Origin of the sequence: Pseudomonas sp. NPDC099000 (genome assembly GCF_044759925.1) — a bacterium.
Classification (GTDB): Bacteria; Pseudomonadota; Gammaproteobacteria; order Pseudomonadales; family Pseudomonadaceae; genus Aquipseudomonas.
The window spans coordinates 26,130-40,078 of the sequence record NZ_JBIWAF010000023.1; the positions used below are offsets into that span (position 1 = coordinate 26,130).

Below are 13,949 nucleotides of genomic sequence, written 5' to 3' on the forward strand. Positions count from 1 at the left end.
GCCACAGGGCTTCGCCAGCTGCTACAGGGACCGGTTAGCTTAGCGCCGAGGGCGTTCGGTGCCATTGCGCTGCATCAAGCGTTTATCCGGGCGTGGGCGGCCAGGCGATTGATCGCCCGGTCGAGTTCTTCCAGTGCGCCGGGGGCTTTGGGGTCCTGTTGCTTGAGCAGGGTTTCGCTGCGCTGGCAGGCGGCACGCAGTTGCGGGACGCCGCAATAACGGGTCGCGCCATGCAGGCGGTGGACGCGTTCGATCAGCGCGTTGTGGTCATTGGTTTCCCGGGCCAGACGAATCGCCTCGCGGTCGGCTTCGAGGGAGGCCAGCAACATCGCCAGCATGTCCGCGGCCAGATCGGCTTTGCCGGCGGCCAGGCGCAAGCCTTCGTCGTGGTCGAGCACCTGCAATTCATGGGCGCCGCCATGGCTGTCGCTGGAGCGCTCTGGCCCGTGATTGCGCAACGCCAGGCCGGTCCACTTCAACACCACCTGCGCCAGTTGCCGTTCGCTGATCGGTTTGGTCAGGTAGTCGTCCATGCCGCTTTGCAGCAGCGCGCGTTTTTCGTTGGCCATGGCGTGGGCGGTGAGGGCGACGATCGGCAGCGGCGTGCAATGCCGCTCGCTTTCCCACTGACGAATCGCCTCGGTGCTTTGACGCCCGTCCATGCCGGGCATTTGCACGTCCATCAACACCAGGTCAAAGGTCTCGCTTTGCACCGCCTTGACCGCCGCGTAACCGCTTTCGACCGCGAGCACCTTGGCGCCCATGTCTTCGAGCAGGGTTTGCACCAGCAGAAGGTTGGCCGGGTTGTCGTCGACGCACAGCACCTTCGGCGCGCGGCTCGATACCGGTTCGCCGGGTTCGCTGCGCTGCTGGCGCGGGTTGACCAGATCGGACAACGCCCGACGCAACTTGCGGGTGCAGGCCGGCTTGGACTGAAGCTGACTGTGCGGGTTGGGCACCGAGAGGTGGAACAGCGTCTGTTCAGTGGTCGGGCACAGCACCAGCACTTTGCAGCCCAGGTGCTCAAGGTCCCAGATGTGCTGGTTGAGGCGCTCCGGTGGCATGTCGTTGCTGGTGATGCCGAGGACCGCCAGATCGATCGCCTGATCGGTCTGATGCGCGCCGGTCACGCCATTGGCCAGGCTTTCCAGGGTATTGAACGGCGTCACGACGAGGCCGCAATCTTCCAGCTGATGCTGCAAGGCCTGACGGGCCAGTTCATGGTTTTCCAGCACCGCCACGCGGCGCCCGAGCAGCGGTGGGCCGGGCAGGTCTTCGGCGTCGTCGCGGGTCTTGGGCAGGCTGAGGCTGATCCAGAATTCCGAGCCTTCGCCCGGCGTACTGTCGACACCGATCTCGCCGCCCATCTGTTCGATCAGGCGCTTGGAAATCACCAACCCCAAACCGGTACCGCCGGGCTGGCGGGACAGCGAGTTGTCAGCCTGGCTGAACGCCTGGAACAGGGCGCGCACGTCCTGGTTCGACAGGCCGATGCCGGTGTCCTGAATGCTGATGCGCAGTTGCACACTGTCTTCGTGCTCTTCTTCGAGCATGGCCCGGGCGACGATGGTGCCTTCGCGGGTGAACTTGATCGCGTTGCTCACCAGGTTCGTGAGGATCTGCTTGAGTCGCAGCGGATCGCCCACCAGCGACAACGGCGTGTCGCGATAAACCAGGCTCACCAACTCAAGCTGTTTGGCGTGGGCGGCCGGGGCGAGGATGGTCAGGGTGTCTTGCAGCAGGTCGCGCAGGTTGAACGGAATATTGTCGAGCACCAGTTTGCCGGCCTCGATTTTAGAGAAGTCGAGGATCTCGTTGATGATCCCCAGCAGGCTGTCGGCGGACTTTTCGATGGTGCCCAGATAGTCGAGCTGGCGCGGGGTCAGCTCGCTTTTTTGCAGCAGGTGCGTGAAGCCGAGAATACCGTTGAGCGGCGTGCGGATTTCATGGCTCATGTTGGCCAGGAATTCGGATTTGATCCGGCTCGCTTCCAGGGCTTCCTTGCGCGCCAGGTCCAGTTCGATGTTCTGGATCTCGATGGTCTCCAGGTTCTGGCGCACGTCTTCGGTGGCCTGGTCGACACTGTTCTGCAACTCTTCCTGAGCGTTTTGCAACGTGCCGGCCATGCGGTTGATGCCGGACGCGAGCTCATCCAGTTCCTGACTGCCAAGGGGTGGCAGGCGGGTTTCCAGGTGACCGTCCTTGAGTTGCGCCACCGCCAGTTTGATCTGGCTGATCGGCCGATTGATGGTCCGGCCCATGCGCAAGGCAAGCAGCGCTGCACCGGCCAGGCCCGCGCCGATCAGCAGCAGGCTGGCGAACAGGCTGCGGTAACCGCGCAGCAGCATGCCGCTGTGGGACAGTTCGAGCTCGACCCAGCCCAGCAGGCGTTCGGCTTCATCGGGTATCAGGTCGCCGGCGAGGTTGCGGTGCTTGCCGAACACCGGCAGCAGGTAACGAGTCGCATCGTTGCCACTGCGGCGCAGCATCTGCGAGCCATTGCCCATTGGTGCCGGGTTGAGCATGGTCGGGCCGGCGTGAGCCACGAGCGTGCGGTCGGGGGCGAGGAAGGTTACGGCGCGTACGTCCGGCGTTTCCAGCGACTGGGTGGCGATACGCTCCAGCAACTCGTTGTCTTTGTGACCCATGGCTGGGGCCACCAAGGGCGCGAGCTGTTCGGCGATCATCTCACCGCGCTGCATCAATTGGGTTTGCAGGTCGGATTGCTGCGTCCAGGTGAAATAGCCGCCCAGGAGCAGCGCCATCAGGGTGGTCGGCAACAGGGTCAGCAACAGCACGCGGCCTTTAATTCCCAGTTTCTTGAGCACGCATCTCTCCTGCATCCAGCGATTGATTGACCTGCACGTGCGTCCGGCACGCGCCACCGGGCCAGTGTAGCGATTTGCAGGCAGGCAATCTTCGTAAAATTGATGTCGTCATTCGTCGGCCGGATCGCCGCTTTTGCGCCGCGGGCAAACCTTGGGTTGCCCATCGTCAGGCAATCTTGAATAATCGCCAACTGAGAATTATTTGCAGATACTCATGACTCCCATCTCTGTTGGCCATCCGCGCATCCTGTCCATCGAAGACGACCTCGTCCTCGGCGCCTACGTGCACGAGCATCTGGGCCGTTGCGGTTTTCAGGTGACCTGGTGCCAGAACGGACAGGAAGGCCTGGACATTGCCCGTCAGCGGCCCTTTGACGTGGTGTTGATGGATATTTTGCTGCCAGGCCTGAACGGGTTGAACGTGCTGACGCAATTGCGTCAGAGCCATTCGACCCCGGTGGTGCTGATGTCGGCGCTGGGCGCCGAGGCGGACCGCATCAGCGGTTTTCGCCTGGGGGCTGACGATTACCTGCCCAAACCCTTCAGCATGGCCGAGTTGCGGGTGCGCATCGAAGCGATCCTGCGCCGGGTGGCGCTCGACCGTCGACCGGAGCCGGCAGTGGTCGCGGCCCCGGTCGACAGCCTGCGTTTCGATGACGAACTCTGCGACGTTTCCTATGGTGAACACGCCGCCGGCCTGACCCGCAGCGAGTATCGATTGCTCGACACCCTGAATCGCAACGGCGATGAAGTGTTGAGCAAAGCCTTCCTTTATCAGCACGTGCTGCAACGCGGTTTTGCGGCCCATGACCGCAGCCTCGACATGCACATCAGTCAGATCCGCCGCAAACTCAAAGGCATCGGCTACACCGAGCGCGAAGTGCGCACGGTCTGGGGCAAGGGTTACGTGTTGAGTGCCGGCGATGAAATGGTCTGACCTGCCGGGCCGGCACTCGCTGTTCTGGAAACTGGCGTGTCTGTTGGTGGCGTTCTGTCTGCTGATGATCTGGCTGAGCTGGTCCTGGGGCCGCTACATGGAGCAGCGAAACCAGTTCCTGTCGGATGAGGCTCGAGGCACGCTGACGGGTTATGCCACCGAAGCCGAACAGGCGTGGCGCCAGGACCAGCGTGCGGGTGTGGATCGCTGGCTGCACGCCATGCGACAGCGGGAAACAGGCTGGGCCGGTGTGATTGGCGGTGATCTACAGTCGTTGGGCAGCCAGGCGCTGACGGACAAGGAGATCGAGCGTCTGACCTTTCTGCGCGGCCTGGATTGGCCCATACACAAGAAACGCCTGCCGTGGCTGCGGGTGCCGTTTCCCGGCGATCCGACCGCCGGCAGTCTGGTCATCGAACTGCCCCAGCGCTTCATGCCCGGCCAATACCGGGTGTTCTGGCGCGTGATCACCAACGGCGTGATCCCCGGCCTGTTCACCCTTTTATTGTGCGTCGGTCTTTATCGATTGCTGGTCGTGCCGCTGAACCATTTACGCGAACAGGCCAACGCCTGGCGCGCCGACCAGTTGAACGTGCGTCTGTCGAGACACACCACCAATCGGTCGGATGAACTCGGTGAACTGGGCCGGGCGTTCGATCACATGGCCGAGCGGCTGCAAAGCACCGTGGCCCTGCAACAGCAACTGCTGCGCGACTTGTCCCACGAACTGCGTACGCCGCTGAGCCGACTGCGGGTCGCCAGTGAAAGCGAGCAGGGGCTGGCGCAACTGCGCGAGCGCATCGGGCGAGAAGTCGATGGCATGCAGCGCCTGGTGGAAGACACGCTGCAACTGGCCTGGCTCGACACCGAGCGCGCGCCGTTACCCGACGAAGCGATTCAGGTCCAGGCGCTGTGGGAAATGCTCACGGAAAACGCCTGCTATGAAAGCGGCTGGCCGGCGAGCCAGTTGCAGTGTGCGGTGGATTCATCGTGCTGGGTCCGGGGCAATCTCAATACCCTCGCCCAGGCGCTGGAAAACATTCTGCGCAATGCCATTCGTCATTCACCGAGCGGCGGCATCGTTCGTTTTGGCGGGCAACGTGACGGCGACTTCTGGCATTTGTGGCTGGAGGATGAGGGTGGAGGAGTGGCTGAGGCGGATCTGGAGCGGATCTTCTGCCCGTTCATTCGACTCGACGGTTCGCGGCCGGGGGATGGAGGGTTCGGGTTGGGGTTGAGCATTGCGAAGAATGCGGTGCAGCGTCAGGGTGGGAGTCTTTGGGCTGAGAATGCCGGGGCGGGGTTGCGGCTGAATATTCGGTTGGTGGCTGAGATGGATGGCGTCAGTGATGACGCCTTCGACTTGCCCGCGATTAGGCCCGTCGGGTCACCATCACGAAAAAGTCTCGCCACCGGTGCGACAATTCCCAGGTCGAACAACCTGATCATCGTTTCTTATTCCCATAAGCCATAAGCACCGCACTTTGCGTGATATGGCCTGCGCAGGTTTGCCGGTATGATAGGCGCCCCCGCAGTCTGGATTGCGAATACGCCATGACCTTGCAGTACCCAACCATCGCCGATTGCGTCGGCAACACCCCGCTGGTCCGTTTGCAGCGCCTGCCTGGCGTCACCAGCAATACCCTTTTACTCAAGCTCGAAGGGAATAACCCGGCGGGTTCGGTCAAGGACCGGCCGGCGCTGTCGATGATTACCCGCGCTGAACTGCGCGGGCAGATCCACGCCGGCGATACGCTGATCGAAGCGACCTCGGGTAACACCGGGATTGCGCTGGCCATGGCTGCCGCGATCAAGGGTTACAAGATGATCCTGATCATGCCGGACAACTCGAGCGCCGAACGTAAGGCCGCGATGACGGCCTATGGCGCCGAGCTGATTCTGGTCACCCAGGAAGAAGGCATGGAAGGCGCGCGCGACCTCGCTCAGCGAATGGAAGCCGAAGGCCGTGGCAAGGTGCTGGATCAGTTCGCCAACGGCGATAACCCTGAAGCGCACTACACCACCACCGGCCCGGAAATCTGGCGCCAGACCGAGGGCACCATCACCCATTTCGTCAGTTCGATGGGCACCACCGGCACCATCATGGGTGTCTCGCGCTACTTGAAAGAGCAGAACGACAACGTGCAGATCATCGGCCTGCAACCGATGGAAGGTTCGGCGATTCCGGGCATCCGTCGCTGGCCGCAGGAATACCTGCCGAAGATCTACCAGGCCGATCGCGTGGACCGCATCGTCGACATGGCGCAAAGCGAAGCCGAAGACGTGACCCGCCGCCTGGCCCGTGAAGAAGGCATTTTCTGCGGCGTGTCCTCGGGCGGTGCCGTGGCAGCGATGCTGCGCCTGTCCAAAGAAGTTGAAAACGCGGTGATCGTCGCGATCATTTGCGACCGTGGCGACCGTTACTTGTCGACCGGCATTTTCGACGCGCCCAACTGATGGCCAAGCAAGAGAGAGGCCTGCGCTTCCAACCCACCGGTGGCAGCAAGGCCCCGCAAATTCCCACCGGCAAAAAGCAGCGCTTGAGCATCGAGCGCCTGGCCAATGACGGTCGCGGTATCGCGTTTTTCGAAGGTCGCACCTGGTTCGTCATCGGCGCATTGGCCGGTGAAGAAGTCGAGGCGCGCGTGTTGGGCGCTCACGGCAAAGTGGTCGAGGCGCGCACCGAACGGGTGTTCCAGGCCAGCGAATTGCGTCGCCCGGCACCGTGTCCGCATGCCGGTCGCTGCGGCGGTTGCAGCGTGCAACATCTGCCGCACAACGAACAACTCGCCCTGAAACAGCGCATGCTCGCCGAGCAACTGTCCAAGGTGGCCGGTGTCGAACCCCAAGTGTGGGCAGCGCCGTTGAGCGGTCCGGAATTCGGTTACCGTCGTCGCGCCCGAGTGGCGGTGCGCTGGGACATGAAAGCTAAAAAACTCGAAGTCGGTTTCCGCGCGGCGGGCAGTCAGGACATCGTTGCGATCAACGAATGCATGGTGCTGGTACAACCCTTGCAGCCGATTATGACCCGCTTGCCGGAGATGCTTCGACGCTTGAGCAAACCTCAGGCGCTGGGTCATGTGGAATTGTTCGCCGGATCGTCATTGGCGGTTTTGCTGCGGCACATGGCGCCGTTGTCCGACGCTGACCTGACCATCCTCAAGGATTTCTGCGCGTTCCATGAAGCCCAGTTGTGGCTGCACGGTGACGGCGAGCCGCAACCGGTCGAGGCCGATCAGTCGCTGGGTTATCGACTTGAGGCGTGGGATCTGAACCTGGCGTATCGGCCAGGGGATTTCATCCAGGTCAACGCCGGGGTCAACGAAGCGATGATTGCCCAGGCGCTGGACTGGTTGAAGCCGACAGCGGATGAGCGGGTTCTTGATCTGTTCTGCGGTCTGGGTAACTTTGCACTGCCACTGGCCAAGGCCGTTCGCGAAGTGGTGGCGGTGGAAGGTGTGCAGGCAATGGTCGAGCGCGCCGCCGAAAATGCGGCTAGCAATAATCTGCATAACGCCCGGTTTTTTCAGGCCGATTTATCCCAGCCTTTGACCGATGCCGAATGGGCGCGCGAAGGCTTTTGTGCGGTACTCTTGGACCCACCGCGTGACGGTGCTTTCGAGGTCGTGCGCAAGCTGGCGTCCCTGGGCGCCAAGCGGTTGGTGTACGTCTCGTGTAACCCGGCAACGCTGGCGCGCGATACGGTCGAATTGATCAAGCAGGGCTACCGGTTAAAACGTGCCGGGATTCTCGATATGTTTCCTCAGACGGCACATGTCGAGGCCATGGCGTTATTTGAAGCGAGCTAGGACGGCTCGTCTGGTCCGACTGGCCGCCCGTGCAGCTCTCGCATTAGCCCCGTGAGGGCAATCGGGCAATGAAGGTCAGCGAATTGACGCATTGAATCTGCGTCGTAGGGAAGGTAAGCAAGATGGTACAGGTGAGAGCACACCAGCCGATCAACACCGACGGCAGTATCAATCTCGAGGCTTGGCTCGATCATGCGGTCAGTGTCGATCTGGCACTGGATCGCGAAGCCTTGAAGGAAGCGTGCGAGTTCGCTCGCGCGTCTGAGCAACAGGCCAATGCGGCGAAAAATCTATGGTCCGAAGGGACCTCGAGTTTCCGCACGGGCCTTGAGATCGCCGAGATTCTCGCCGACCTCAAACTGGATCAGGATTCGTTGGTCGCAGCGGTCCTGTACCGCGGCGTGCGCGAAGGCCAGATCGAACTGCCGGCGGTCAGCCAGCGCTTCGGTCCGGTGGTCGCCAAACTCATCGACGGCGTGTTGCGCATGGCGGCGATCAGCGCCAGTCTGAGCCCCCGTCAATCGTTGGTGCTGGGCACTCAGGGGCAGGTCGAAAACCTGCGCAAAATGCTCGTGGCCATGGTCGACGACGTTCGTGTCGCGCTGATCAAGCTGGCTGAACGCACCTGCGCGATCCGTGCGGTGAAAACCGCCGACGACGAAAAGCGTAATCGCGTAGCCCGTGAAGTCTTCGACATTTACGCGCCGCTGGCTCACCGTCTCGGTATCGGTCATATCAAATGGGAACTGGAGGATTTGTCCTTCCGTTACCTCGAGCCCGATCAGTACAAGCAGATCGCCAAGTTGCTCCACGAGCGGCGTCTGGATCGCGAGCGCTTCATCGCCGACGTGATGACCCAGCTCAAGGACGAATTGCAGGCCACCGGCGTCGATGCCGACATCAGTGGCCGGGCCAAACACATCTATTCGATCTGGCGCAAAATGCAGCGCAAGGGTCTGGAGTTCAGCCAGATCTACGACGTGCGTGCCGTGCGCGTGCTGGTGCCGGAAATGCGCGACTGCTACACCGCGCTGGGCATCGTCCACACGTTGTGGCGGCACATCCCGAAGGAATTCGACGACTACATCGCCAACCCGAAAGAGAACGGCTACCGCTCGCTGCACACCGCGGTGATCGGCCCCGAGGGCAAGGTGCTGGAAGTGCAGATCCGCACGCATGCCATGCACGAAGAAGCCGAGCTGGGCGTGTGCGCGCACTGGAAGTACAAGGGCACCGACGTCAAGTCCGGCTCCAATCACTACGAAGAGAAAATATCCTGGCTGCGTCAGGTACTCGAGTGGCATGAAGAGCTGGGCGATATCGGCGGCCTGGCCGAACAACTGCGGGTGGATATCGAGCCGGACCGGGTCTACATCTTCACCCCGGACGGTCATGCCATCGACCTGCCGAAGGGCGCGACGCCGCTGGACTTCGCCTACCGCGTGCACACCGAAATCGGTCACAACTGCCGTGGCGCAAAGATCAACGGGCGCATCGTACCGCTCAACTACAGTCTGCAAACCGGTGAACAGGTCGAGATCATCACCAGCAAGCACGGCACCCCGAGCCGCGACTGGCTGAACCCGAACCTGGGTTACATCACCACCTCGCGGGCACGGGCGAAGATCGTTCACTGGTTCAAGTTGCAGGCACGTGATCAGAACGTCGCGGCCGGTAAAACCTTGCTCGAACGTGAGCTCAGTCGCCTTGGCTTGCCAGCGGTGGACTTTGACAAGCTGGCCGACAAGGCCAACATGAAGACCGCCGAGGACATGTACGCCGCGTTGGGTGCCGGCGATTTGCGCCTGGCGCAACTGGTGAACCTGGCGCAGCAACTGGTCGAGCCGGAACGCGGCAACGAGCAGCTGGAACTGATCCCGCGCAAAGCCACCGGCTACAAACCGGGCAAGCGCGGCGACATTCAGATCCAGGGCGTCGGCAACCTCATGACGCAAATGGCCGGTTGCTGCCAGCCGTTGCCGGGGGATGCCATCGTCGGTTACATCACCCAGGGCCGTGGCGTGAGCATTCACCGTCAGGACTGCGCCTCGGTGCTGCAACTGGGCGGGCGCGAGCCGGAGCGGATCATCCAGGTCAGCTGGGGCCCGGTGCCGGTGCTCACCTACCCGGTGGACATCATCATCCGCGCCTACGACCGTTCCGGTTTGCTGCGTGACGTGTCGCAAGTGCTGCTCAACGAGCGGATCAACGTGCTGGCGGTCAACACCCGCTCGAACAAAGAGGACAACACCGCGCTGATGTCCCTGACCATCGAGATTCCTGGGCTGGATGCACTGGGGCGGTTGCTGGGGCGAATTTCCCAGTTGCCAAACATCATCGAAACCCGGCGTAACCGTACTCCGTGACGATGTTCCCTGTAGGAGCGAGGCTTGCCCGCGAAGGCGTCATACCTGTCACACCGCCTTCGCGGGCAAGCCTCGCTCCTACAGGTTTGTAGTTTGCCCGACGCACCGCGTTGCAGATGTAGAGACTAATTGATGTATTCACTTGAAGACTTGCTGCACCTGATGAGCCGTCTGCGCGACCCGCAGTTCGGCTGCCCGTGGGACATCAAGCAAACCTACGCCACCATCGTCCCGCACACCCTCGAGGAAGCCTACGAAGTCGCCGACGCGATCGAGCGCGGTGACTTCGATCACTTGCAGGGTGAGTTGGGCGATTTGCTGTTCCAGGTGGTTTATTACAGCCAGTTGGCCCGGGAAGAAGGGCGCTTCGAATTTGCCGGCGTGATCGACAGCATCACCCGCAAGCTGATCCGTCGTCATCCTCACGTGTTTCCCACGGGCGATCTGTACGCGCCGCTGGATGTTCCGCGTCTGAGTGAAGAACAGGTCAAGCAACGCTGGGAAGAGATCAAGGCTGAAGAGCGTGCCGAGAAATCTGCCGCACCTGAACAACTGTCCTTGCTCGATGACGTACCCGCCGCACTGCCGGCGTTGTCCCGCTCAGCGAAGTTGCAGAAGCGCGCAGGGCAGGTCGGTTTCGACTGGCCCGACGCCTTGCCGGTGCTGGACAAGGTTCGTGAAGAACTCGATGAAGTGCTCGAAGCCATGGCCGACAATGACTCGGCAGCGATTGCCGATGAAGTCGGTGACCTGCTGTTTTCCGTGGTCAATCTGGCGCGTCATTTGAAGGTTGATCCGGAAACCGCACTGCGTGGCGCCAACAGCAAGTTTGAAAGACGCTTCCGTTTTATCGAACAGGCATTGCGCGACACCCACCGTCCCATGGAAGATTGCACCCTCGAAGAGTTGGACGCCTTGTGGGGCGAAGCCAAACGTCAGGAAAAGAATTTGCCCAGCTGCGGTTGAGCAGTTGCCTAAGTGAGAAATAAGCACCATGAGCATTTCCCTTCGCGACCAGTTGCTCAAAGCAGGGCTGGTCAACCAAAAGCAGGCCAAACAGGTCGGCAAAGAGAAGCAGAAGCAGCAACGCCTGGCCCACAAAGGCCAGATTGAACTCGATGACTCGCAGCAGCGTGCGGCTCAGGAAGCCATGGCCGAGAAGGTCAAGCGCGACCAGGAGCTGAACCGTCAGCAACAGGAGAAAGTCGAGGCCAAGGCCCGCGCAGCGCAGATCAAGCAATTGATCGAAGTCTCGCGCCTGCCGAAGCTGACCACCGAGGACTACTACAACTTTGTTGACGACAAGAAGGTCAAGCGCATCTCCGTCAACACGCTGATGCGCAACCAGCTGAGCAATGGCTTCCTGGCGATCGTGCACCATGCCGGCGGCTACGAAGTAATCCCGCGTGAAGCGGCCCTGAAGATCCAGGAGCGCGATCCGCAGCGGATCGTGCAGCTGAACGTCAAGACGGAAGAAGTCGCTGCCGAGGACGATCCGTACGCGGCCTACCAGATCCCTGACGATCTGATGTGGTAAGTCTTTAACGGCTGCAACAACGACAAACCCCGCTCATGGCGGGGTTTGTCGTTTTCAATGCTGTCATTGCTTATGCGGATCGGAGCGCTCGTTGCTGCTCCTGTTTTTCCAGTTCGGCCTTGTAGCTGTGGGCGTCGGTTTCGGAATGAAACATCCCCACCAGCATGTCTTGTTGATGTACATCCCAGATCCGGATACCGGCGGCGATGCCTTCATGGGATTTATGTGAATCGTCGCGTTCAGTTACTTTTACAGTCATCTGCTAGCTCCAATCTCTGTTATCTGCAGCAAGACGTGTGCAGGACTCAGTTATATATTTTGGTAGCTTGCTAAGTAAACGACTGAGTTCGGCAACGAATTTTCGCGAAATCGGCAAAAGTCCTGCAGCCCGCCAAACACACGGCATTCGGTCGCAGGGCATTGAGTTTCATGACAAAAGCTTCATGTTCGCCGTGACTATATCGCGGGTAGAGCGCGCTACCTGTAGGAGCCAGGCTTGCCGGCGAAGGCGTCCTTGAATGCGCCTTCGCCGGCAAGCCTGGCTCCTACAAAAAGCATTGCAGTGCATATTTTTCCAGGCACAAAAAAAACGCCCCGAACCAGTCGGGGCGTTTTTGTGTGCAGCGAAGCGACGGGGTATTACTTACCCTGCCAGCGCTTCAGTACCAGGGTGGCGTTGGTGCCACCGAAGCCGAAGCTGTTGCTCATCACGGTGTTGATGGTGGCATCTTCGCGCGTCTTGGTCAGGATTGGCATGTCTGCCACTTCCGGGTCCAGTTCGTCAATGTTGGCGGAGCCCGCCATGAAGTTGCCTTCCATCATCAGCATGCAGTAGATCGCTTCGTGAACGCCGGCGGCGCCCAGGGAGTGACCCGACAGGCTCTTGGTGGAGCTGATGGCCGGAGCCTTGTCGCCGAACACTTCACGCACACCTTTCATTTCCATGACGTCGCCGACCGGAGTCGAGGTGCCGTGGGTGTTCAGGTAGTCGATCGGAGCGTCAACGGTGGACATGGCCATCTGCATGCAGCGGATGGCGCCTTCGCCGCTTGGGGCGACCATGTCGTAGCCGTCGGAGGTCGCGCCGTAGCCAACGATTTCCGCGTAGATCTTCGCGCCGCGGGCCAGAGCGTGTTCCAGCTCTTCGACCACGACCATGCCGCCACCGCCGGCGATGACGAAACCGTCACGCTTGGCATCGTAGGCACGGGAAGCTTTTTCCGGGGTTTCGTTGTACTGGCTGGACAGTGCGCCCATGGCGTCGAACAGGAACGACTGGCTCCAATGCTCTTCTTCACCGCCGCCGGCGAACACGATGTCCTGCTTGCCCATCTGGATCTGTTCCATGGCGGTACCGATGCAGTGAGCACTGGTGGCGCAGGCAGACGCGATGGAGTAGTTCAGGCCCTTGATCTTGAACGGCGTCGCCAGGCAAGCGGAAACGGTGCTGCTCATGGTCCGCGTGACGCGGTACGGGCCAACGCGCTTCACGCCTTTCTCGCGCAGGATGTCCAGCGCTTCCATCTGGTTCAGCGTGGAGGCGCCACCGGAACCGGCGATCAGGCCGGTACGCGGGTTGGAGACTTGCTCATCGGTCAGGCCGGAGTCAGCGATGGCGTCTTTCATGGCCAGATAGGCGTACGCCGCCGCGTGGCCGACGAAGCGATAGATCTTGCGATCGATCAGCTCTTCGAGGGGAAGGTCAATGGAGCCGGAAACCTGGCTACGCAGACCCATTTCGGCATATTCCGGGTTGAACCGGATGCCAGGGCGGCTTGCACGCAGGTTAGCGGAGACGGTCTCTTTGTCATTGCCCAGGCACGATACGATGCCCAGACCAGTGATAACGACGCGGCGCATGCGGATAACCCTTAGAAGTTGTCAGTGGAGGTGAAAACGCCGACCCGAAGGCCTTCGGCGGTGTAGATCTCGCGGCCGTCGACACTGACCGAACCATCGGCGATGGCCAGGTTCAGCTTGCCCTTCAACACGCGCTTGATCTGAATGTTATAGGTGACTTTCTTGGCGGTCGGCAGGACCTGACCAAAGAATTTCACTTCGCCCGAACCCAGCGCACGGCCACGGCCCGGCAGACCTTGCCAGCCGAGGAAGAAACCGACCAGTTGCCACATGGCGTCGAGGCCCAGGCAGCCTGGCATCACCGGATCGCCTTCGAAGTGGCAGGCGAAAAACCACAGGTCCGGAGTGATATCCAGCTCGGCGACCAATTCACCTTTGCCGTACTTGCCACCCTCGGCACTGATATGGGTGATGCGATCCACCATCAGCATGTTCGGGGCGGGCAGTTGTGCGTTACCTGGGCCGAACAGCTCACCGCGACTGCAGCGCAGCAGGTCTTCCCGAGTAAAGGCGTTTTGTTGGGTCATGCGAGCTCCTCAATAGTCCCATGCGGCAGGGTGGGGCAAATCTTCCCGGCCGACCGAGGCGTTCATGCCTCGAGTCAGCAGCCTA

The 13,949-nt window shown here is 61.1% G+C and carries 11 protein-coding genes; 7 read left to right on the forward strand and 4 right to left on the reverse strand.

Annotated features, from left to right (window positions below; genetic code table 11):
* Positions 1–74: 74 nt before the first annotated feature.
* Positions 75–2,828 (reverse strand): response regulator, encoded by a 2,754-nt coding sequence (locus ACIQV9_RS22270; RefSeq protein ID WP_403105984.1) that lies wholly within the window; start codon positions 2,826–2,828, stop codon positions 75–77.
* A gap of 214 nt (positions 2,829–3,042) precedes the next feature.
* On the opposite strand from ACIQV9_RS22270, the gene ACIQV9_RS22275 reads away from it, so the two are divergent.
* The 7 genes from ACIQV9_RS22275 (at position 3,043) to ACIQV9_RS22305 (ending at position 11,477) form a co-directional block, all read left to right on the forward strand.
* Positions 3,043–3,765 (forward strand): response regulator transcription factor, encoded by a 723-nt coding sequence (locus ACIQV9_RS22275; RefSeq protein WP_403105987.1) that lies wholly within the window; start codon positions 3,043–3,045, stop codon positions 3,763–3,765.
* Positions 3,752–5,239 carry a histidine kinase sensor domain-containing protein gene (locus ACIQV9_RS22280; RefSeq protein WP_403105989.1) on the forward strand — a complete coding sequence of 496 codons (1,488 nt, stop codon included), beginning with the start codon at positions 3,752–3,754 and terminating at the stop codon, positions 5,237–5,239. Before ACIQV9_RS22275 ends, ACIQV9_RS22280 begins: the two co-directional genes overlap by 14 nt.
* Before the next feature lie 80 nt (positions 5,240–5,319).
* Positions 5,320–6,222, forward strand: a complete 903-nt coding sequence (gene cysM, locus ACIQV9_RS22285) for a cysteine synthase CysM (RefSeq protein WP_403105992.1) — start codon at positions 5,320–5,322, stop codon at positions 6,220–6,222.
* A complete protein-coding gene (gene rlmD / locus ACIQV9_RS22290) occupies positions 6,222–7,574 on the forward strand; it encodes a 23S rRNA (uracil(1939)-C(5))-methyltransferase RlmD (protein WP_403105994.1) in 1,353 nt (450 codons plus the stop codon). The genes cysM and rlmD overlap by 1 nt, the downstream gene beginning before the upstream one ends.
* 122 nt (positions 7,575–7,696) lie before the next feature.
* Positions 7,697–9,940: a GTP diphosphokinase gene (gene relA, locus ACIQV9_RS22295; RefSeq protein ID WP_403105997.1), complete on the forward strand. Its 2,244-nt coding sequence runs from the start codon at positions 7,697–7,699 to the stop codon at positions 9,938–9,940.
* A gap of 132 nt (positions 9,941–10,072) precedes the next feature.
* Entirely contained in the window at positions 10,073–10,906 is an 834-nt protein-coding gene (gene mazG, locus ACIQV9_RS22300; RefSeq protein ID WP_403105999.1) for a nucleoside triphosphate pyrophosphohydrolase, read from the forward strand.
* 28 nt (positions 10,907–10,934) lie between these two features.
* Positions 10,935–11,477 (forward strand): DUF2058 domain-containing protein, encoded by a 543-nt coding sequence (locus tag ACIQV9_RS22305; protein ID WP_403106002.1) that lies wholly within the window; start codon positions 10,935–10,937, stop codon positions 11,475–11,477.
* Positions 11,478–11,547: 70 nt separating this feature from the next.
* Here the strand turns inward: ACIQV9_RS22305 and ACIQV9_RS22310 are convergent, their stop codons facing one another.
* From ACIQV9_RS22310 to fabA, 3 genes are all read right to left on the reverse strand, one after another.
* A complete protein-coding gene (locus ACIQV9_RS22310; RefSeq protein ID WP_010457086.1) occupies positions 11,548–11,736 on the reverse strand; it encodes a hypothetical protein in 189 nt (62 codons plus the stop codon).
* A 380-nt stretch (positions 11,737–12,116) separates the two neighbouring features.
* Positions 12,117–13,337: a beta-ketoacyl-ACP synthase I gene (fabB, locus tag ACIQV9_RS22315; protein WP_134419046.1), complete on the reverse strand. Its 1,221-nt coding sequence runs from the start codon at positions 13,335–13,337 to the stop codon at positions 12,117–12,119.
* An 11-nt stretch (positions 13,338–13,348) separates the two neighbouring features.
* The gene (gene fabA, locus ACIQV9_RS22320; protein WP_008148022.1) at positions 13,349–13,864 is read right to left on the reverse strand and encodes a 3-hydroxyacyl-[acyl-carrier-protein] dehydratase FabA; all 516 of its coding nucleotides are present in this window, start codon (positions 13,862–13,864) and stop codon (positions 13,349–13,351) included.
* Positions 13,865–13,949: the final 85 nt, after the last annotated feature.